The organism is Chthonobacter albigriseus (assembly GCF_013839445.1).
In the GTDB taxonomy this organism is placed as follows: Bacteria; Pseudomonadota; Alphaproteobacteria; order Rhizobiales; family Pleomorphomonadaceae; genus Chthonobacter; species Chthonobacter albigriseus.
Map to the genome: position 1 here is coordinate 35,120 of NZ_JACDIT010000004.1, position 18,169 is coordinate 53,288.

Genomic DNA, 18,169 nt, shown 5'->3' on the forward strand with positions numbered 1-18,169 from the left:
GCTACCGCGTCAACCGGATCGGCACGGCTTTGCGGAACAGCGTCTGGAAGCTGTTGGTGACCTGCTCGGGCGAGTTGGCCGTCATGTGGAGATCGCCGCCGCATTTCTCCAAGGCATGCGAGACGTCGTCGATGCGCTGCATGCCGGGCCGGCCGAGAAGGCTGGGCTGGCCCAACGTTTCGCCATAGCCCCAATCCCAATCCATCTTGAGGTAGGGAACCTGGACCACGCCGATCATGGCGCCGTCGGCGCGGATCTGGTCGCAGGCCGTCCAATCGAATTCCCGGACATAGGCGCGCAGCGGCACGTCGGACGTCCAGGTGCGGTTGGGGTCCTGGACGCCGTCGGTCAGCATCAGGAGCAGTTGAGTCGCTTTTCCGCGGGTCGAGCCGTCGCCGGATTTGGCGACCAACGACGGAAGGGTGGAGGCGAACTCCCAGAAGCGGGTCCCTCCGACAGTCTCGCTTGAAGTCACAGGATCGGACGGCAGGTTCTTGCGCAGGTTGTTCATGCTGGCGTTCAGCGGCGACAACTGGGTCAGCTTGTCGTTGAACTCGTACAGCTGGACCTGGATGCGACCGCCCGAATTGAAGTTTTCCAGGTAGTCGGCCAGGTTCAGGATGGCGTCGCGGATCAGGTCATAGCGCAGCTTGACGCCGTTGGACCTTGCCCAGGAGTAGGAGTCCGCTCCGGGATTGTCGTGGCAGGCGAAAGCGCAGCCGAACTGGTTGCGCAGCCGGTCGATGTCGGCTTCCGACGCGCCCAGGGCCATCGAGGCCGACGTGTCGACGACCAGCGTGAGATCGATATAGGGAAAGCCGGTCGCCACCGCCGACGCGGTGCCCCCGATCGCGACGGTATCGAATCCGGCGATCGACATCACCGTCGTATCGACGGTGCTGTCGTACCGGGCGAAGATGTTGATGTCGACGCCGTCGCGCACGATCGACGTCACGACTTTCTCGACCGGAATGTCCGAGATGTTCGCGCTCCAATATCTCTCGACGGTGGCGCGGGCAAGAGCCAGCGCCGATGCATCCGTCGCCTGCGCCTTTCCGTCGTTGCGGAGCGCCTCTGCAGCCGCCAGCACGGCGGCGTCCAAGGCAGCGGCGGCGCGGGACTGCGTGGAAATCGCGCGTCCATAGTCCACGGCTGATCCGACGATGCCCATGATGGCCATGAAAACAATCGCAAAGAGCATTGCAACATTGCCGGTCCGGTCCGCGATCACAGCTTGGCCCCCAAGTTTCTGCAGCCGAACTACTCCGTACATCAGGTTTGTAAATATCTTATATTTAATAACTTTTACCGAGGCGAAACGCGCATCGGTCGTCCCGAGCACCCAAGCCGGGCGTGCAGGGCATCGATGGGGTGGCGTTTTGGGGCGTGGACATCGCGATTGCCACGCATCAAGCGGCCGTTCGGTGCTCATCCGACCGAGGCGCTCCGGTCGGTCCGGCAACCGGCAGACCGCGGCCCCTTTCAGACCTCCAGGCCTAGCGCCCTCGGCGCTTATGGCTGCATTTAGACAACGAATTTCCGAACAGCGCGGGATTCATCTTCAATCGACGGGAGCGTTCTTGCTGGCGACGACAATCCGGAGATTTAAGAGATGAGGGGCACTTTGAAACATCTTGCCATTGGCGCTGCCTTTGTGGCCGCCTCGATGTCGATGGCCTCCGCGGCCGAGCTTTCGATCATGAGCTTCGGCGGCGCCTATCAGGAGGCGCAGCGCAAGGCCTACTTCGAGACCTACACCGCCAAGACCGGTACCAAGATCATCGAGCAGGAGTACGGCGGGGAAATCGCCAAGATCAAGGCACAGATCGAGGCGGGTGGAACCACGCTCGACGTGGTCGACGTGGACGCGCCGACCCTGCAGCAGGGTTGTGACGAAGGCCTCTACGAGATCCTCGACTGGTCCAAGATCGGCCCGCAGGAAGACTGGATTCCCGGTACGTCGAGCGATTGCGGCGTCGGCACCATCGTCTATGCCACGGTTCTTGCCTACGACACCGAGAAGCTCGCCAACGGCCCGACCACTATCGCCGACCTCTTCGACACCGCGAAGTTCCCCGGCAAGCGCGGGCTCTGGAAGAACCCGATGAGCAACCTGGAATTCGCGTTGCTGGCCGATGGCGTGCCGGCGGCCGAGGTCTACGCGACGCTCTCCACCCCGGAAGGGCTGGACCGGGCCTTCGCCAAGCTCGACACCATCAAGAAGGACGCCGTCTGGTGGGAAGCCGGCGCGCAGCCGCCGCAGCTTCTGGCGTCTGGCGAGGTGGTGATGACGACGGTCTGGAACGGCCGCATCGCCAACGCCAACAAGGAAGGCAAGAAGTTCGCGATCGTCTGGGACAACCAGCTCCTCGACACCGACTACTGGGTGATCCCCAAGGGCGCCAAGAACCTCGACCTCGCCTACGACTTCATCGCCCACACCGCCGATCCGAAGGTGATGGCCGGTATCTCCAACTACATCACCTACGGTCCCGTCCGCAAAGCGGCCGCCGAGTTCATCAATCCGGAAATGCTGGACAAGCTGCCGACGGCGCCGGCCAACATGACCAAGGCGATGACCATCGACTACGGCTTCTGGGGCGACAACGGCGAGGAGATCCGCAAGCGCTTCACCACCTGGCTCGCCCAGTAGGCGATTGCCGGCACGGCTCTTGCCTGCATACCGCCGGGGCCCGCGAACGCAGGCCCCGGCGCATTCCAAAGCCTCGCACGCTCCGCCGACCAGGATCCGTCCATGCTCGTCAAGACACCCGTCGGAACCGAAGCCCTCGTCGCCTTCGAGCGTGTGACGAAGAGCTATGACGGCGCGACGCTGGTCGTTAAAGCTCTGGACCTGACCGTCCGCCGGGGCGAGTTCCTGACTCTGCTGGGGCCGTCGGGTTCCGGCAAGACCACCACGCTGATGATGCTGGCGGGTTTCGAGCGCCCGACCTCGGGCCACATTCTCCTCGACGGCGCTCCGGTGGAGAAGCTGCCGCCGGAGAAGCGGAACATCGGCGTCGTGTTCCAGAACTACGCGCTCTTCCCGCACATGAGCGTGGAGGAGAACATCGCCTTTCCATTGCGGTACCACGGCGTCACTGGGCCCGCCGCCAAGGAGAAGGTCGACAAGGTTCTCGGCATGATCCACCTGGAGGGCTTCGGCGGCCGTCGCCCGACCCAGCTGTCCGGTGGTCAGCAGCAGCGCGTCGCGCTCGCACGCGCCCTGGTGTTCCAGCCGAAGCTGGTTCTGATGGACGAGCCGCTCGGCGCGCTCGACAAGCAGCTGCGCGAGCGGATGCAGGTGGAGATCAAGCACATCCAGCGCTCGCTGGGCGTCACCATCGTCTTCGTGACGCACGACCAGTCCGAGGCCTTGACCATGTCGGACCGGATTGCCGTGTTCTCCGACGGCATGGTCCAGCAATTGGCCGGACCGACGGAGCTCTACGAACGGCCGGCGAACCGCTTCGTGGCCCAGTTTATCGGCGAGAACAACGTGCTGCCGGGCGACGTGTCGACGGACGGTCGCGCGCTCAGGCTGGCCGGCGGCGCGGTGGTGCTGCTACCGGCGGCGATCGCTCCGGGCGCCGTCGAGGCGACAGTCCGCCCGGAACGGCTGCAGGCAGCCGATCGCGCCTCCGACCGGGCGATCCGCTTTCCGGCGACGGTGCGGGAAGTGTTCTTCCTTGGCGACCACGCGCGGCTCACCTGCGAGGGCCTGGGCGTTGCGGAACTCTCGGTGAAGATGGCCGCGGCGGAGTTCTCCGTCCTCCAGCCCGCGGCTGGATCGAGCCTGACGCTGGCCTTCGAACCGGAGGCCATCCATGTCCTCGCTCGCTGAGCCGGCGCACCGCAGCCTGCGCGCGCAGACGTTCCGCGCCGCCCTGCCCGACCGGCTGATCGCGCTTGGGCTCGTGCTCCCTGCCCTCCTTTTTCTGGTGGTCACCTTCATCGCCCCGATAGGCGCGCTCCTGATGAAGTCGGTGGACAATGCCGAACCGGCAGCCGTCCTTGTGGAGACGCTGCCCGCGATCGGCGCCTGGGACGGCGTCGGCTTGCCGCCTGAACCTGTGTTCGCGGCGCTTGCAGCCGATCTGAAAGCCGCGCAGAAGAACCGGACCGCGGCAGGTCTGGGTAAACGGCTCAACTACGAACTGCCGGGCATGCGGTCCAAGATCCTGTCCGCGGCACGCGCGGTGAGCAAGATCGAGACCCCGCCGGCAGGCGGGTGGACCGAGGCGATCACCGGCATCGATCCCGTCTGGAAGGACACGCAGACCTGGTCGGTCCTCCAGCGCAACGCCTCCCCGGTCACAGCCCACTATCTCCTGAACAGCCTGGACCTAACGCGGGGGCCGGACGGAGCGATCGCGGCCGTACCGGAAAGCGAGGCGATCTTCCTGACCATCCTCGGACGCACGCTGTTCATCGCCGCCGTGGTGACGCTTGGAACGCTGGTGCTCGGCTATCCCCTGGCCTATGCCGCCGCCATCGCGCCGCCGGCGGTGGCGGCGACGCTGATGCTCTTCGTGCTGCTGCCGCTGTGGACATCCCTGCTGGTGCGAACCACGGCATGGGTCGTGCTGCTGCAGTCGAACGGCGTGATCAACGACTTCATGATGCGACTCGGATTCACCAGCGAGCCGGTGCAGTTGATCTTCACCCGGTTCGGCACGCTCGCTGCGATGATCCACATCCAGCTGCCGTTCACCGTGCTGCCGATCTACAGCGTGATGCGGCAGATCCCGCAGACGCAGCTCAGGGCGGCACGCTCGCTCGGCGCCGGCCCGCTGTCGGCCTTCTGGCGCATCTATGCGCCGCAGACCATCCCGGGCGTCTCGGCCGGCTGCCTGATCACCTTCATCCTGTCGCTCGGCTACTACCTGACCCCGGCGCTCGTCGGCGGCGCGACCGACCAGATGATGTCGAACTTCATCTCCGACTTCATCAACCGGGATCTCAACTGGGGTCTCGCCTCCGCCCTCGGAACCGTACTCCTCCTCACCACCCTGGCGCTCTACGCGGTCTACGTCCGCGTGCTCGGCGCCGATCGCATCAGGCTGGGGTGATCGCCATGTGGCTTCCGCAATACGCGACCCCTGGCGAACGGATCGGACGGACCTTCGTGGTTCTGTTCGCCGTGCTCGTCGCCCTCTTCCTCGTCGCGCCGCTGCTCGTCGTGGTGCCGCTGTCCTTCGCCGACCAGCCGTTCTTCACCTTCCCCGTGCCGTCCTATTCGGTGCGTTGGTATGCGGACTTCTTCTCGTCCGAGCGCTGGATCGTCTCGGTGTTCAACAGCCTGGTCGTGGCGGTGTTGACGGCGGTCATCGCCACCGTGCTCGGCACGCTGGCGGCGCTCGGGCTGTCGCGACCCGACTTCCCCGGCCGCGGCTTCGTGATGGCCGTCCTGATCTCGCCGATGATCGTGCCGATCGTGATCGTGGCCGTCGGCGCCTACCTCTTCTTCGGCAACCTCGGCCTTGCGAACACCCGCACCGGCCTCGTGCTGTCGCACACCGCGCTCGCCCTGCCCTTCGTGATCGTCACGGTCACCGCGACGCTGTCCGGCTACGACCGCAACCTCTCGCGCGCGGCGGCAAGCCTGGGCGCGCCACCCCTCGACGTCTTCCGCCGCGTGACCTTGCCGCTGATCGCGCCGGGCGTCGCTTCGGGCGCGGTCTTCGCCTTCGCGACGTCGTTCGACGAAGTGGTGGTGGCGCTTTTCCTGACCGGCGCCGAACAACGCACCCTGCCGGTGCAGATGTTCTCCGGCATCCGGGACCAGATCAATCCGACCATCATGGCCGCCGCAACGATGCTGATCGCGCTCTCGGTGGCTCTGTTCGTGACGGTGGGCTGGCTGGCGCGCCGCGCGAAGGGATGAGCGGCCGGCGGCTCAGGCCGCGGCCGGCTTCTCCATCGTGTTGTAGAACATGTCGGCGAAGGTGTTGGCGAGGAGGTTGACCTCCGGCGCCTTGATGCCCGGCCGCACGTAGAGGCCGCCGACCACATCCGACAGATCCGGAAAGCCATCGGCGCGCCCGAGCTTGGAGAGACCCGGCAGCGCCGTCCGTCGGGACACGACCGTATAGCCGAACCCGGTCTTCAGCGCGGCAACGAGACCCGGCAGGCTGGGACTCTGGTAGACGATCTCGTAGCTCCGGCCCTCCCGCTGCAGGGCGGCGAGCGCCTGCCGGCGGTAGTTGCACCCCTCCGGATAGGCGATCAGGCGGAGCGGGTCGGACGGATCCACCGCGCCCGGCAGACCGATCCAGGTGAGCGGTTCGCGCCAGGTGAACGAAGCGCCTTCGGCCGGGCCGTCACCCGTCTGCGCAACGATCACGTCGAGGTCGCCGTCGCGAAACGTGCGCAAAAGGTTGACGCTGAGGTCGCACGTGACCTCCAGGGCGACGTTGCCGTCGTTGTCCTGGAAGGCGCGCATGATGTCCTGCATATACTGGTCGGCATAGTCGTTCGGCATGCCGATCCGCAGGCGGCCGCTGCGGCCCTTGCGCTGCAGGCGCATGATGAGTTCGTCGTTGAGAGCCAGGATCCGGCGTGCGTAGGAGGCGACCTGCTCGCCCGCCTCGGTCAGCACCGGAACCGTCTGGTCTCGATCAAGCAGTGGGACACCGATGGTCTCCTCCAGCCGCTTGATCTGCAGGCTGATCGCCGGTTGGGACCGCCCGAGCCGCTCACCCGCCCGCGTGAACCCTTTGAGGTCCACCACGGTGATGAAGGCTCGCAATAGATCGGTCGGTACGTTGCGCACCCGCTGCCCCCGAAAGGTCGCCATCGCATGCGACGGATCGACTTCGGCATGCATGATGTGACAACGCCTCCCCTCTGCGCAAGACGAGCTTGTTGGCAGGGCCTGCCTCCGTTCTGTGCAGACCCTGCCGACGCGTCAGGACGCGATGATGTTGTGGGCCGGTCCGTAGGGGAAACCGGTGATGTTGTCCGCACCGCTTTCGGTGACGACAAGGATGTCGTGCTCGCGATAGCCACCGGCGCCGGGCATGCCGTCCGGGATCGACAGCATCGGCTCCATCGAGACGACCATGCCGGGCTTCAGCACGGTGTGGATGTCCTCGCGCAGCTCCACGCCGGCCTCGCGGCCGTAATAGTGCGACAGCACGCCGAAGGAGTGGCCATAGCCGAAGGAGCGGTAGCCCAGGAGACCTGCTTCCCGGTAGATCTCGTTCAGCTCCGAGGCGATTTCCGAGCACTTCGCGCCCGGCTTGATCAGCTCCAGCCCGCGCTCGTGCACCTTCACGTTCAACTCCCAGATCTTCAGCGAGGCGTCGTCGACGTGGTCGCAGAACAGCGTCCGCTCCAGGGCGGTGTAGTAGCCGAAGATCATCGGGAAACAGTTGAGGCTGAGGATGTCGCCGCTTTCGATCTTACGCGAGGTGACGGGGTTATGCGCGCCGTCGGTGTTGATGCCCGACTGGAACCAGGTCCAGGTGTCCATCAGCTCGGCCTGCGGATAGGTGCGGGCGATCTCGCGAACCATCGCCGAGGTGGAGGCGAGCGCCACCTCGTGCTCGGGCACACCGGCCGCGATCGCCTCGGCGCAGGCGGCGCCGCCGATATCGGCGACCCGCGCGCCCTGACGGATCAGCGCGATCTCCTCGGGCGTCTTGATCGTGCGCATCCACATGGTTGCCTGGCCGATGTCGACGAACTCGACGCCCGGGAAGGCTTCCTGCAGGAGGCGGAGGTAGTCGACGTTGAGATGGTCGAACTCCACGCCGATACGGCGGACGCCGGGCAGCTGCAGCTGGAGCGCATAGAAGAAGTTGTCGCGGCGCCAGTCGGTGTAGGTGACGTTGTCGCCGTAGCTGCGGCGCCAAGGTTGGCCGGCATCGATGCCGGCCGTGATCGAGACCGCCTGCTGGTCGGTCACCACGAAGGCGTAGCGCCGGCCGAAGTAGCAGTACATGAAGCCGGAGTAGTAGCAGATGTTGTGGTAGGAGGTCAGGATCGCTGCGTCGATCGACTTCTCCGCCAGGAGACCGCGCAGCCCGTCCTGGCGGCTCTGCATTTCCGCGTCGGAGAAGGCGCGCAGCTGGCGCTCCCCGAAATGCATCGTCTGGACGCGGGCGAGATCGTTGGAATGGCCGATCGGCCGGACTGCCTCGTTCATGGTCGTCTACCTCATCGCTGTGCACCGGAACCGTGGCGTCACGATAGGGAGGCGGCATGCCACCGGGAAATTTGTTTGTGTGATCGCGCGATGACCGCCGGAAATGAAGCCGTGCCTATGGCACCGCGCGCCATCGCAGTTCGGCCATCAGCCCGGCCGGCAGCGTCGCCGTAACGGCCGAGGCCGGAAGCCCGGCGGCGTGGAGAACATCGGCCGTCCAATGATTGCACGTCATCAACGCACTGTAGGCGAGGTCCGAGCGGTAGAAGTTGGAGTCGCCGTAGATCCCGACGCCGAGGTCCACCGGCGCGCCGCCGTGGATCATGAAGCCCTCGGCCACGGCGTTCGCGAGCCGCGAGAAACCGGCCTCGGACAAGCTGAGGGTAAGGATGTCGCTGGCGGGAAAGACCCGTGCCGGGTCGTCCGGCAGGCCGACGACGTGGAACACGGACGAGCCGCCGGTGCCGGTGATCGCTGCGATCGCGATCCCCCAGTCGATCTCCCACCACGTGGGAACGTAGCGGTAGAAACCCTCGTCGCCCCAGCCGATCTCGACCCACGGAGAAGCGTAGAACCGCTCGCCGACGGTGATGAGCGGCTGCCGGTCTTCCTGGTAGCCGATCTGCCGGAGTCGGTCGACCGGGACGATGATCGCGCTGTGCAGGCCGTGGTTGACCACGTGGACCATGATGGTCGGGGCGCCCGGCGCTGGCGGGTAGAGGTCTGGCACGGCGCTCCGGGCGGTCGCAAGGGCGGCCACCGCGAAGGCGAGGGCCAGCGCGGCCGCAATGAAGACCGTCCCGCGGACGAGGGATGCAAGGATGCGTCGGTCGCCGTGTCGCACCCTGCCCCGCATCAGTCGCCCTTGAGCCGCTCCAGCGCTGCCCGCACCTTCGCCAGGCGCTCGACGTAGCCGTCGCGCTTGGCGCGCTCCTCCTCGACGACCTCTTCCGGCGCTCGCGCGACGAACTGCTCGTTGGAGAGCTTCTTGTCGATCCGGCCGATCTCGTCGAGGAGCTTGGCCTCCTCCTTGGTGAGACGAGCGCGCTCCGCGTCGAGGTCCACCACGCCCGCCAGCGGCAGGGCGACGATACCGTCGGCCATGACGATCTGGGCCGACTGCGGCGGAGCGGCGTCCGCCGTTAACACCTCGGAAACGCGTGCCAGACGCTGGATGGCCGCCGTATGCGTGCCGAGCCACGCCCGAGCCTTCTCGGATGCCCCCACAAGGACCAGCGGAACTTGTGTGGCGGGCGTCATGCCCATTTCGGCCCGGACGGAGCGGATCTCCGAGATGACGTCGACCAGCCAGTTGATCTCGTCCGCCGCCGCCGATGCACGCACCGGCCCCTCCGGCCAGCGGGTGAGGCAGAGCAGGTTTTCGCGGGCGGGACCCCACGATCCCGTCGCCGCCCAGAGCTCTTCCGTGATGAAGGGCATGAAGGGATGCAGCAGCTTAAGGATCTCATCGATCACATAGGCGCAGGTTGCCCGCGTCTCTGCCTTGGCCGGACCGTCCTCGCCGGTGAGGATCGGCTTGGACAGCTCCAGATACCAGTCGCAGAAGCTGTTCCAGACGAAGCGGTAGATCGCCGCCGCCGCGTCGTTGAAGCGGTATGCGTCCAGCGCCTCGGTCACGTCCGCCGCCGCCTTGGAGGCTTCGGTGACGATCCAGCTGTTGATCGTCTCCGTCACCGCGGCGGGATCGAAAGCCGCGTCGCGCGCGCAGCCGTTCATCTCGGCGAAGCGAACGGCGTTCCAGAGCTTGGTCGCAAAGTTGCGATAGCCGCCGACCCGGGAGGTCGCGAGCTTGATGTCGCGGCCCTGCGCGGCCATCGCCGCCAGCGTGAAGCGCAGCGCATCAGCCCCGTACTCGTCGATCAGCTCGAGAGGGTCGATGACGTTGCCCTTCGACTTCGACATCTTGGCGCCCTTCTCGTCACGGACGAGGGCGTGGATGTAGACGTCGCTGAACGGCTCGGTCTCCATGAAGTGGAGGCCCATCATCATCATCCGGGCGACCCAGAAGAAGATGATGTCGAAGCCGGTGACGAGGACATTCGTCGGGTAGTAGCGCTTCAGCTCCGGCGTCTCGTCGGGCCAGCCGAGCGTCGAGAACGGCCAGAGCGCGGACGAGAACCACGTGTCGAGCACGTCCTCGTCGCGAGTTAGTTCGATTCCACTTAACTTCGCGGTCACTTCGAAGGTCTCGTCGGTTGCCTCACTGCCTTGATAGTGCCGAATAGCTTCGACGTAGGCCTCCGCTTCGCTTTCGGCGACGAAGACCGTGCCGTCCGGTCCGTACCAGGCCGGGATCTGGTGGCCCCACCAGAGCTGGCGGGAGATGCACCACGGCTGGATGTTCTCCATCCAGTCGTAATAGGTCTTCTCCCAGTTCTTCGGAACGAAGGCCGTGCGCCCCTCGCGGACGGAGGCGATCGCCGGCTTGGCGAGCTCGGCCGCGTTCACGTACCACTGGTCGGTGAGATAAGGCTCGATCGGCACGCCGCCGCGATCCCCGTGGGGAACCTGGTGGGTGTGCGGCTCGATCTTCTCCAGGAAGCCGCCCTCCTCCATCCGCGCCACGATCAGCTTGCGGGCGGTGAAGCGGTCCTTGCCGTGGAAGTCGGCAACAGTGCGGTCGAGTTCGGCCGACGCCGGAACACCGGCGAGGAAGTCCTCGTTGCCCGCGACGGCGACCTGCGCCTCCACGTCGAGCACGCTGATCTGCGCCAAGCCATGTCGCTTGCCGACCTCGAAGTCGTTGAAATCGTGCGCAGGCGTGATCTTGACCGCCCCCGAGCCCTTCTCCGGATCCGAGTACTCGTCCGCGACGATCGGGATCAGCCGGCCGACCAGCGGCAGGCGGACCTTGCGGCCGACGAGGGCCGTGTAGCGCTCGTCCTCCGGATGCACTGCGACGGCGGTGTCGCCCAGCATCGTCTCCGGACGCGTCGTCGCGACGACGATGAAGGTCGCCGGGTTCTCCGGGTCGAAGACCTCGCCGTCGATCGGGTAGCGGAAGTGCCAGAGGTGGCCCTTCACCTCGGTCTGGACGACCTCCAGGTCCGAGATGGCGGTCAGCAACTTGGGATCCCAGTTGACGAGGCGCTTGTCCTTGTAGATCAGGCCTTCGCGATAGAGCCGGACGAACACCTTGAGGACGGCCTTCGACAGGCCCTCGTCCATGGTGAAGCGCTCGCGCGACCAGTCGCAGGACGCACCGAGGCGCTTCAGCTGATTGACGATGGTGCCGCCGCTTTCCGCCTTCCAGGTCCAGACCTTCTCCACGAAGGCCTGACGGCCGATGTCGCGGCGGTTCGGCTCCTGCCGCTCCATCATCTGCCGCTCGACGACCATCTGCGTGGCGATGCCCGCGTGGTCCAGCCCCGGCTGCCAGAGCACGTCCCGCCCCCGCATCCGCATCAGGCGGATCAGGATGTCCTGCAGCGTGTTGTTGAGCGCGTGCCCCATGTGGAGCGAGCCGGTCACGTTCGGCGGCGGAATGACGATCGTGTAAGTGTCGGCGCCCGGCGCGGCGCCGCGGCCGGCCCGGAAGGCCTCGGCCGCGTCCCAGGCCTTGGAAATGCGCGGCTCGACAGCCGCCGCCTCGAAAGTCTTGTCCAGCATGGCGCCCGTGTTTTTTCTTGAGATTTGGTCGGCCGTGGGTAACCGGACCACCCGTGCGAAGTCAAACGGAAACGCGGGCGGAAGCCCGGCTCCCGCCCGCGCTTCAGAGGCTACGGACTTGGTTTAGCGGCTGCGGCTGACGCGCTCGATCTCGGCGCGCACGAGACGCTCCACGATCACCGGCAGGTTCTCGTCGAGCCAGTTCTTCAGCATCGGCCGCAGCATCTCGGTGACGAGATCATCGAGCGTCTTGGCGTTCTGCGACAGGATGGTGTGGTTGAGCGACCCGAACGAGGCGGATACCGACGCTGAGGTTCCGGCGGAGACCAGCCTCTCGGCTTCCCTCGCGATCGGCTCCGGATCGATCATCCTGGGCGGCAGGCGCGGCGGTGGCATGGGCACCGGTTCCGGCTCAGGCTCGGGTTCCGGTTCGTCGAAATCCATGTCCATGCCGGACAGGTCCGGCTCCTCGTCCTCCGCCGCGAAGGCGACGTCGGCCTCGTCGGGCATCAGGCCTTCGACGATGCCGAGGTTGTCCTCGGCGCTGAAGTCTTCCGTCAGATCCAGGACGTCGTCCGGCTCGGCGACGGATTCGTCCAGCTCGAGGATCTCCTCGTCGTCCTGGGAGAACAGCTTGTCGAGGTCGTCCTCGCTGATCCGCTCCGGTTCGGGCTCCGGCTGCGGGGCGGGCTTGGCGGCGGCCGGCGGGGGCGACGCAGGCGGCGTATCGTCGGAGATGATCCGACGGATCGATGCCAGGATTTCCTCCATGGAGGGTTCCTGGGCCGTGTTCGCCTTCGCCATCGATGAAGACCCCTGAAACGTCACTCAACTACGCGCCGCACGCACGCTTCACCGCGAGCTGATTCGCCCGCGTTCTGCGAGTATAGGCGGTAAAATCGTATGACACAGGGGGCGACGGGCCGTTTCCGGGGCTTTTCCCCGGTAACGGTGACCTGCGTGTTACTCTCCGGCCGGAGTTCTTAATCCAAACCACTTGTCGCGCACCTGCGCGTAGTGCACTTCCGCCTTGTAGGCCGGCACCTTCAGGCCGAGCGCATCCGACGACAACCGTCCGATCGACGCGATGACGGAGTAGCTCGCCACCACGGAGTCCCGTTCGGCCTGCACGAGCGCGATCTGCGCATTGACCACCTCATTCTGCGCGTTCAGCACGTCAAGCGTCGTCCTCTGGCCGACTCGCTGCTCCTCTTCCACGCCCTCCAGAGCCAGCCGCGACGCCTCGACCTGCGACCGCGCGGCCTTGACTTGGGCGCGTGCCGCCTCCAGACCGCCCCAGGCTGCGTAGAGCGCCGCCTGGACCTGGTCGCGCGCGACGTCGACCTCGATGCGGCGCTGGCCGAGCACCTCCTTTGCCTCGCGAACGCGGGAATAGACCTGCCCGCCTTCGTAGATCGGTATGTTGAGCCGGCCGACGATCTGGGCGCTGTTGCCGGTCTCCGCACCGAAACCCCGCTCCCAGTCGCGCTGCGCGGAGGCTTCGATCGTCACGGTCGGCAGCAACTCGCCTTCGACCACGCTGACATTGAAGCCGGCCACATCGGCATTGTACTGCGAGGCCCTGATCGCCGGATGATCGCTGCGGGAGGCGGCGAGCGCCTGCTCGAACGATCGCGGTACGAGGCTGTCGAGGCCCTTCGCCTTCGCCAGCTTGCCCGGCTCCCGACCGATCACCTGGCGATAGGTGCCGGCGGCCGCCTCCAGGTTCGCCCGGGCGAGCGCGATCTCCGAGCGCGCCGCCGCCAGCCGCGCCTCTGCCTGCGCGACGTCGGTGCGCGTTCCGTCGCCGGCCGCGAGGCGATCGCTGGCGGCCGTCACCTGGGCCTTCACGTAGCGGTAGTTGGCCTCGCGCAGGTTCAGGATGGAGCGCTCGCGCACCACGTTCATGTAGACGGTCACGGCGTCCAGCAGCGTGTTCTGCTCGGTGTTGCGCAGCGATTCCCGCGCCGCCCGCACGGCCGCCTCGGCCGCCTTGACCCCGTTGACGGTGCGGAACCCGCTGAACACCGGCTGGGTCACGGTTATGCCGGCGCTCGCCGAACGACGGTTGCCGCTGCCGGCCGTGCTGTCGGTCGAAGACGTGCCGGCGCTGGCGAAGGCCGAGATCGTCGGGCGGAAACCGGACAGAGCCTGCGGCACGCCCTCGTCCGTCGCGCGGACGCCCGCCCGGGCGGCGTTCAGGGACGGGTTGTTGGCGTAGGCCGCGGCCATAGCCTCCGTCAGCGTCTCCGATTCCACCGGCGTCGAGACGAACAGCGCGGTCAGGAGGATGGCGACGGCAAGCGGGCGCGAAGGGAGCACGTGCGGGAGTCCTTCAGGAGACGATCATCCGCTCGACTTCAGACAGCACGGACACCCCGCAACACTTCGTCAAAGTTGGTTAAGAATGTCTTTCACTGGGTCCGGTTCGCAGGTCGGCCGAAAGATTCCACGAGCGTCGGTGCAGCCGGCACGCGTATCGGCAAGGCCAGCCAGAGCCAGCCCTTTGCAGGGGCGGACAGTCGCCGCTCCGCGCAAATGTTCGGACGATCAGAACTCGAAGGCCGGCTCGCGGGCAAAGCCCGGCAGCAGCGGGGCGGCCGCGTTCATCAGCACGCGCGAGCTCACGTCCTTGCCGGATCGGGTATAGAGCAGCGCGCGCGCAGCCTGGCCGACTCCCTGGATGGCCAGCAGCCGGCCACCTTCCGCAAGCTGCTCGGTCAGTGCGACGGGAAGGACTTCGATCGCACCGCTGACGATGATCACGTCGTAAGGCGCGCCGGCCGGATAGCCGGTCTTCAGCGGCCCCGTGACGACCTCCACGTTGCCGGCGCCGACCGAGGCGAGAGCCGACTTCGCCGCGGCAGCAAGGGCGGCATCCTCTTCGAGCGCCACCACCTTGGCAGCGAGCCGGCCGGCGATCGCGGCGCTGTATCCGGTGCCCGCGCCCACCTCCAGAACCGTGTCGTCCGACGTGATCTGAGCCTGCTGGATCAGCCGCGCCTGGATCATCGGCTGCAGCATGTGACGTGCCGCCGGCCCCTCGGAGATCGGGATGTTGCGGTCGATGTAGGCGAGCTCGCGGCTGTTCGCCGGCACGAAAAGCTCGCGCGGGATCTCCAGCATGGCATCGAGGATCCGGTAATCCGTCACGTCATTGGGACGGATCTGCCCGTCGACCATCTTGGTGCGCAGCGCGGCGGCATCGACCATGTCGAAATTCCCGGTTCGGAAAGGATCTTCGTTTCCCTTAGCCCTCTCGCGCCTGCGAGACAAGGGCCCGAAACGGGCAGCCGTGACCATACGGACAGCTGCGTCGCACCGGGCAAGGCCGATCCGCATTCGCCATCTTTCAACAGGTACGTCCGGACCTCTTGCGCAACGGCGCACCCCACCGTATGAACCTCCCCCGTGGGGCCACGTGGCGGAGTGGTTACGCAGCGGATTGCAAATCCGCGTACGGGGGTTCGATTCCCTCCGTGGCCTCCATCCCTCTCCCGACAACGCAATCCCATCATCGCGGCGACGGCAACCTGTTCGCCTGCGGCACGGATCGTTGCGCCAGACGGCGGATTGTCGGCACCGTTTCCGCTTCCGCTTGCACGGATTCGGCTCTCCGCTTATCCCTCCCACTGTCCCCGGCTGATGGAGTGCTTCGGCCTCGCCGGGTGGGTGGGCACTTCAAGCGGCGGACATGGTCGTGAGCGAAAATCTTCAGTTTCTCTTCTGTGTGCTGGTCCTGGCGGCCACAGGCGCGGCGACGGTCCGCGTGTTCCTTCCCAACGTTCCCGATTACGCCAAGGACCGGCGCGACCTCGAGGCCGTGGCCTGGCTCTTCACCACCGGCAGCGTTCTTCTGCTTGCCGCGCTGACGCTGCTGGTGAACTGAACGCGATCACATTTCATTGCCGCTGGGAACCAAGGCCGTGCTCTCGCTCTTTGACGGGTCATCCCGCTGGGGAGGAGCCACCCATGGCACGAAGATCCGCGCTTGTTCTGATCGCAAGTCTGCTGTCCACGTCAGCCGCCGGCGCGCACGAAGCGCCGTCCGGATGGACCTATGAAGCGATCTGCTGCTCCGACAAGGACTGCCGGCCGATCAGTTCCGGAGACGTGGAGGCCACGCCCTACGGCTGGCGTCTCAAACTGACTGGTGACGTGGTCGCCTTCAGCCAGGCGCGACGATCGCGGGACGGCGCGTTCCACTGGTGCACCGTCGGTGGCCGGAACAACGGCAAGACGATCTGCCTCTATGCGCCCGAGATGACACAGTAGGATGGCGCCCGGCTAAGGCCGTCGCTCGTCCGCCTTCTGATGCCGGGCGTGATGATCGCGCCTTGCCTTGTGTTCGCGCCACCACCGCGTCACCGCCACTTCGACCCGGCGACGGATCCGCCGCGCCCACGGAAAATCGACCGACAGGATCAAGAGCCCGACCGGCACCATCCAGAAGCCGAGAACGGGAAGAAAGCCGACGAACCCCATCAGGATGAAGATCGCTCCGATCGCTGTTCTGAGGATTCGCGATCGGGGGAGCGGGATCTTCCGGCCTTGAAAGGTGACCTTGGGCATTCTCTCTCCGTGCTCTCCCGCCACCCTGGGGCTGGATATGGGGTGTTTTTCGGAGCTGTCCAGGGAAGCCGAGGCGCGATGCGCAAAGGGGCTTTGCAAACCAAAACCCCGGTGCTATACGACCGCCCATCGCTGATCCGCGATAGCTCAGTTGGTAGAGCGTTCGACTGTTAATCGAATGGTCGCTGGTTCGAGTCCAGCTCGCGGAGCCAGCGTTTTCAAAGCCTTAGCGGTCCGCCGCTGAGGCTTTTGCTTTATGTGGCATTGAAACATTCTCTCTTCGCGCCAGTTTATGTCATTCGAAATGAATGACAATTGGGCGCGCTATTTCCGGCGCACGGTATTTCGTCGCGAACAATCCAGACACTCGCGCGTTTCCCTTGCAGATGCAGCAGGGAGGCAGCCATGGCGCGCGCGATCCGACCGGACGAATACCTGATCGTCTCACCCGATGACGAGACCCGTTTCTTCGCCGAAACCCTCTTGGAGGAATCCGGCTTGAAGGTCCGGTCCTTCGGAGCCGCGAAGGCCTGCCGGTCCCATCTGTCGTCCCATGCGGCGCAGGTGGCCATGGTGTTCGTCGATCTCGCCGCGCTGACCCGCTCCGACAGCGACCTGATGGAATCGATCGGGTCCGACTTCCCGTGGATCCAACTGGTCTCCACTGGCACTGCCGACGAACTCAGCCGTGTCCGCGGCGACGCGCTGCGCATGACCAAGCCGTGGCTTCCGATCGAGTTGCTGATCGCGGCCGAACGGGCGCGCGCAGCCTCCGCTCCTTGATCGACCCGGCTGGACACGCCGGCCTCGCTCTGGAATCTTCGCCGCGCCGCGATAGCCGCGTCGGCGTGGGCGAAGCACCGGACGGAGCATGTCAGCACCAAGAAGCAAGCGCCTGAGCCGGTTCGGCCGCGCGATCCTGTCGCTCGGTCTTCTCGTTTCCGATCCCGTTTTCGCGCGCCATGACCTCACGCCCGATGCATCCGCCTGGGGACCCGTGGAGGGTCCCCTCCCCCGTCCTCGGCCGAGTCTTGTTTCGCGTGCCGGCGGACCGGCTGCGGCCATGATCTGCGGCCTCATCGAAGCGGCCGCACCGCGGCACGGCGTGCCGGTAGACCGTTTCACCCGGCTGATCTGGCGGGAAAGCAGCTTCCGACCGAAGGTCACGAGCCGCGCCGGCGCTCAGGGCATCGCCCAGTTCATGCCGGGAACCGCCGACGAGCGCGGTCTTGAGGATCCCTTCGATCCGGAGGAGGCGATCCCGGCATCGGCGGCCCTGATCGCCGACCTCACAACACGATTCGGAAACTTCGGCCTCGCCGCGGCCGCCTACAATGCCGGGCCGAGGCGGGTCGAGCGGTGGCTCGCCGGCGATACCGGGCTTCCCTGGGAAACGCAGGCCTACGTACGCTTCGTTACGGGCCGCGAGGCGGAGGACTGGAAAGCCAGCCGCATCGAAGGGGATGGCGGCCAGCCGCAGTCCTGCCTGAACGTGGTCGCGGAGATCCGCGCCTCCACAGCGAGCGAAGTCGCCTCCAGCCCCTATGAGGGCACGTTCGCGCCGTGGGGCGTGCAACTCGTCGGCAACTATTCCAAGGACCGCGCCCTCGCCGGTTTCGAGAAGATCCGGGCCCGCTACGGCAAGGTGATGGGCGATGCGCAGCCGCTGATCCTCGGCACACGGGTCGGCGGCCGTGGTCCGCGGCAGTTCTACCGCGTGCGGGTGCCCTTCCAGTCGCGCAAGGCCGCGAACGCGCTCTGCCGCCAGCTTCGCAAACTCGGCGGCAGTTGCATCGTCCAGCGCAACTGACCGCG

General features: G+C 66.2%; 17 protein-coding genes and 2 tRNA genes. 10 read left to right on the plus strand and 9 right to left on the minus strand.

The window, feature by feature from the left end:
* Position 1: 1 nt before the first annotated feature.
* The gene (locus HZ321_RS12390) at positions 2–1,432 is read right to left on the minus strand and encodes a TadE/TadG family type IV pilus assembly protein (protein WP_181702678.1); all 1,431 of its coding nucleotides are present in this window, start codon (positions 1,430–1,432) and stop codon (positions 2–4) included.
* 180 nt (positions 1,433–1,612) lie between these two features.
* Here HZ321_RS12390 and HZ321_RS12395 point away from each other — a divergent pair, with 180 nt between their 5' ends.
* The 4 genes from HZ321_RS12395 (at position 1,613) to HZ321_RS12410 (ending at position 5,887) form a co-directional block, all read left to right on the plus strand.
* Positions 1,613–2,653 (plus strand): ABC transporter substrate-binding protein, encoded by a 1,041-nt coding sequence (locus HZ321_RS12395; protein ID WP_181702679.1) that lies wholly within the window; start codon positions 1,613–1,615, stop codon positions 2,651–2,653.
* A 102-nt stretch (positions 2,654–2,755) separates the two neighbouring features.
* Positions 2,756–3,844 (plus strand): ABC transporter ATP-binding protein, encoded by a 1,089-nt coding sequence (locus HZ321_RS12400; RefSeq protein WP_181702680.1) that lies wholly within the window; start codon positions 2,756–2,758, stop codon positions 3,842–3,844.
* The gene (locus tag HZ321_RS12405; protein WP_181702681.1) at positions 3,828–5,072 is read left to right on the plus strand and encodes an ABC transporter permease; all 1,245 of its coding nucleotides are present in this window, start codon (positions 3,828–3,830) and stop codon (positions 5,070–5,072) included. Before HZ321_RS12400 ends, HZ321_RS12405 begins: the two co-directional genes overlap by 17 nt.
* Positions 5,073–5,077: 5 nt before the next feature.
* Positions 5,078–5,887: an ABC transporter permease gene (locus HZ321_RS12410; protein WP_181702682.1), complete on the plus strand. Its 810-nt coding sequence runs from the start codon at positions 5,078–5,080 to the stop codon at positions 5,885–5,887.
* Between the two features lie 12 nt (positions 5,888–5,899).
* On the opposite strand, the gene HZ321_RS12415 is transcribed toward HZ321_RS12410, so the two are convergent.
* The 7 genes from HZ321_RS12415 to HZ321_RS12445 all read right to left on the minus strand — a co-directional run bounded on the left by HZ321_RS12415 (position 5,900) and on the right by HZ321_RS12445 (position 14,995).
* A complete protein-coding gene (locus HZ321_RS12415; protein ID WP_181702683.1) occupies positions 5,900–6,829 on the minus strand; it encodes a LysR family transcriptional regulator in 930 nt (309 codons plus the stop codon).
* 81 nt (positions 6,830–6,910) lie between these two features.
* Positions 6,911–8,152, minus strand: coding sequence for a M24 family metallopeptidase (locus HZ321_RS12420; RefSeq protein WP_181702684.1), 1,242 nt, complete (start codon positions 8,150–8,152; stop codon positions 6,911–6,913).
* 115 nt (positions 8,153–8,267) lie between these two features.
* Positions 8,268–9,008, minus strand: coding sequence for a DUF2459 domain-containing protein (locus HZ321_RS12425; RefSeq protein WP_181702685.1), 741 nt, complete (start codon positions 9,006–9,008; stop codon positions 8,268–8,270).
* Positions 9,008–11,782 (minus strand): valine--tRNA ligase, encoded by a 2,775-nt coding sequence (locus tag HZ321_RS12430; RefSeq protein WP_181702686.1) that lies wholly within the window; start codon positions 11,780–11,782, stop codon positions 9,008–9,010. Before HZ321_RS12430 ends, HZ321_RS12425 begins: the two co-directional genes overlap by 1 nt.
* Positions 11,783–11,905: 123 nt before the next feature.
* Entirely contained in the window at positions 11,906–12,586 is a 681-nt protein-coding gene (locus tag HZ321_RS12435; RefSeq protein WP_244635840.1) for a PopZ family protein, read from the minus strand.
* A gap of 159 nt (positions 12,587–12,745) precedes the next feature.
* Positions 12,746–14,104: a TolC family outer membrane protein gene (locus HZ321_RS12440; RefSeq protein WP_206682780.1), complete on the minus strand. Its 1,359-nt coding sequence runs from the start codon at positions 14,102–14,104 to the stop codon at positions 12,746–12,748.
* Positions 14,105–14,332: 228 nt separating this feature from the next.
* Positions 14,333–14,995: a protein-L-isoaspartate O-methyltransferase family protein gene (locus tag HZ321_RS12445; protein ID WP_181702687.1), complete on the minus strand. Its 663-nt coding sequence runs from the start codon at positions 14,993–14,995 to the stop codon at positions 14,333–14,335.
* Positions 14,996–15,197: 202 nt separating this feature from the next.
* On the opposite strand from HZ321_RS12445, the gene HZ321_RS12450 reads away from it, so the two are divergent.
* The 3 genes from HZ321_RS12450 (at position 15,198) to HZ321_RS12460 (ending at position 16,057) form a co-directional block, all read left to right on the plus strand.
* Positions 15,198–15,271 (plus strand) — tRNA-Cys (locus HZ321_RS12450).
* 211 nt (positions 15,272–15,482) lie between these two features.
* The gene (locus HZ321_RS12455) at positions 15,483–15,671 is read left to right on the plus strand and encodes a hypothetical protein (RefSeq protein ID WP_181702688.1); all 189 of its coding nucleotides are present in this window, start codon (positions 15,483–15,485) and stop codon (positions 15,669–15,671) included.
* A gap of 83 nt (positions 15,672–15,754) precedes the next feature.
* Positions 15,755–16,057, plus strand: coding sequence for a hypothetical protein (locus HZ321_RS12460; protein WP_181702689.1), 303 nt, complete (start codon positions 15,755–15,757; stop codon positions 16,055–16,057).
* 12 nt (positions 16,058–16,069) lie between these two features.
* On the opposite strand, the gene HZ321_RS12465 is transcribed toward HZ321_RS12460, so the two are convergent.
* Entirely contained in the window at positions 16,070–16,354 is a 285-nt protein-coding gene (locus tag HZ321_RS12465) for a PGPGW domain-containing protein (RefSeq protein WP_181702690.1), read from the minus strand.
* Between the two features lie 136 nt (positions 16,355–16,490).
* Between HZ321_RS12465 and HZ321_RS12470 the strand changes: the two genes are divergently transcribed.
* The 3 genes from HZ321_RS12470 to HZ321_RS12480 all read left to right on the plus strand — a co-directional run bounded on the left by HZ321_RS12470 (position 16,491) and on the right by HZ321_RS12480 (position 18,164).
* Positions 16,491–16,566, plus strand: a tRNA-Asn gene (locus HZ321_RS12470).
* 193 nt (positions 16,567–16,759) lie between these two features.
* Entirely contained in the window at positions 16,760–17,137 is a 378-nt protein-coding gene (locus tag HZ321_RS12475) for a DNA-binding transcriptional response regulator (RefSeq protein ID WP_181702691.1), read from the plus strand.
* A 280-nt stretch (positions 17,138–17,417) separates the two neighbouring features.
* The gene (locus HZ321_RS12480) at positions 17,418–18,164 is read left to right on the plus strand and encodes a lytic transglycosylase domain-containing protein (protein WP_244635842.1); all 747 of its coding nucleotides are present in this window, start codon (positions 17,418–17,420) and stop codon (positions 18,162–18,164) included.
* The last annotated feature ends 5 nt before the right edge of the window (positions 18,165–18,169 follow it).

Excerpts from the sequence above, each read along its gene's own strand:
- HZ321_RS12410 (WP_181702682.1), top strand. The coding sequence starts at position 5,078 with ATGTGGCTTCCGCAATACGCGACCCCTGGCGAACGGATCGGACGGACC.
- HZ321_RS12395 (WP_181702679.1), top strand. The coding sequence starts at position 1,613 with ATGAGGGGCACTTTGAAACATCTTGCCATTGGCGCTGCCTTTGTGGCC.
- HZ321_RS12445 (WP_181702687.1), bottom strand. The coding sequence starts at position 14,995 with ATGGTCGATGCCGCCGCGCTGCGCACCAAGATGGTCGACGGGCAGATC.
- HZ321_RS12390 (WP_181702678.1), bottom strand. The coding sequence starts at position 1,432 with ATGAGCACCGAACGGCCGCTTGATGCGTGGCAATCGCGATGTCCACGC.
- HZ321_RS12405 (WP_181702681.1), top strand. The coding sequence starts at position 3,828 with ATGTCCTCGCTCGCTGAGCCGGCGCACCGCAGCCTGCGCGCGCAGACG.
- HZ321_RS12475 (WP_181702691.1), top strand. The coding sequence starts at position 16,760 with ATGGCGCGCGCGATCCGACCGGACGAATACCTGATCGTCTCACCCGAT.
- HZ321_RS12430 (WP_181702686.1), bottom strand. The coding sequence starts at position 11,782 with ATGCTGGACAAGACTTTCGAGGCGGCGGCTGTCGAGCCGCGCATTTCC.
- HZ321_RS12435 (WP_244635840.1), bottom strand. The coding sequence starts at position 12,586 with ATGGCGAAGGCGAACACGGCCCAGGAACCCTCCATGGAGGAAATCCTG.
- HZ321_RS12465 (WP_181702690.1), bottom strand. The coding sequence starts at position 16,354 with ATGCCCAAGGTCACCTTTCAAGGCCGGAAGATCCCGCTCCCCCGATCG.
- HZ321_RS12480 (WP_244635842.1), top strand. The coding sequence starts at position 17,418 with ATGATCTGCGGCCTCATCGAAGCGGCCGCACCGCGGCACGGCGTGCCG.
- HZ321_RS12400 (WP_181702680.1), top strand. The coding sequence starts at position 2,756 with ATGCTCGTCAAGACACCCGTCGGAACCGAAGCCCTCGTCGCCTTCGAG.
- HZ321_RS12460 (WP_181702689.1), top strand. The coding sequence starts at position 15,755 with ATGGCACGAAGATCCGCGCTTGTTCTGATCGCAAGTCTGCTGTCCACG.
- HZ321_RS12425 (WP_181702685.1), bottom strand. The coding sequence starts at position 9,008 with ATGCGGGGCAGGGTGCGACACGGCGACCGACGCATCCTTGCATCCCTC.
- HZ321_RS12420 (WP_181702684.1), bottom strand. The coding sequence starts at position 8,152 with ATGAACGAGGCAGTCCGGCCGATCGGCCATTCCAACGATCTCGCCCGC.
- HZ321_RS12415 (WP_181702683.1), bottom strand. The coding sequence starts at position 6,829 with ATGCATGCCGAAGTCGATCCGTCGCATGCGATGGCGACCTTTCGGGGG.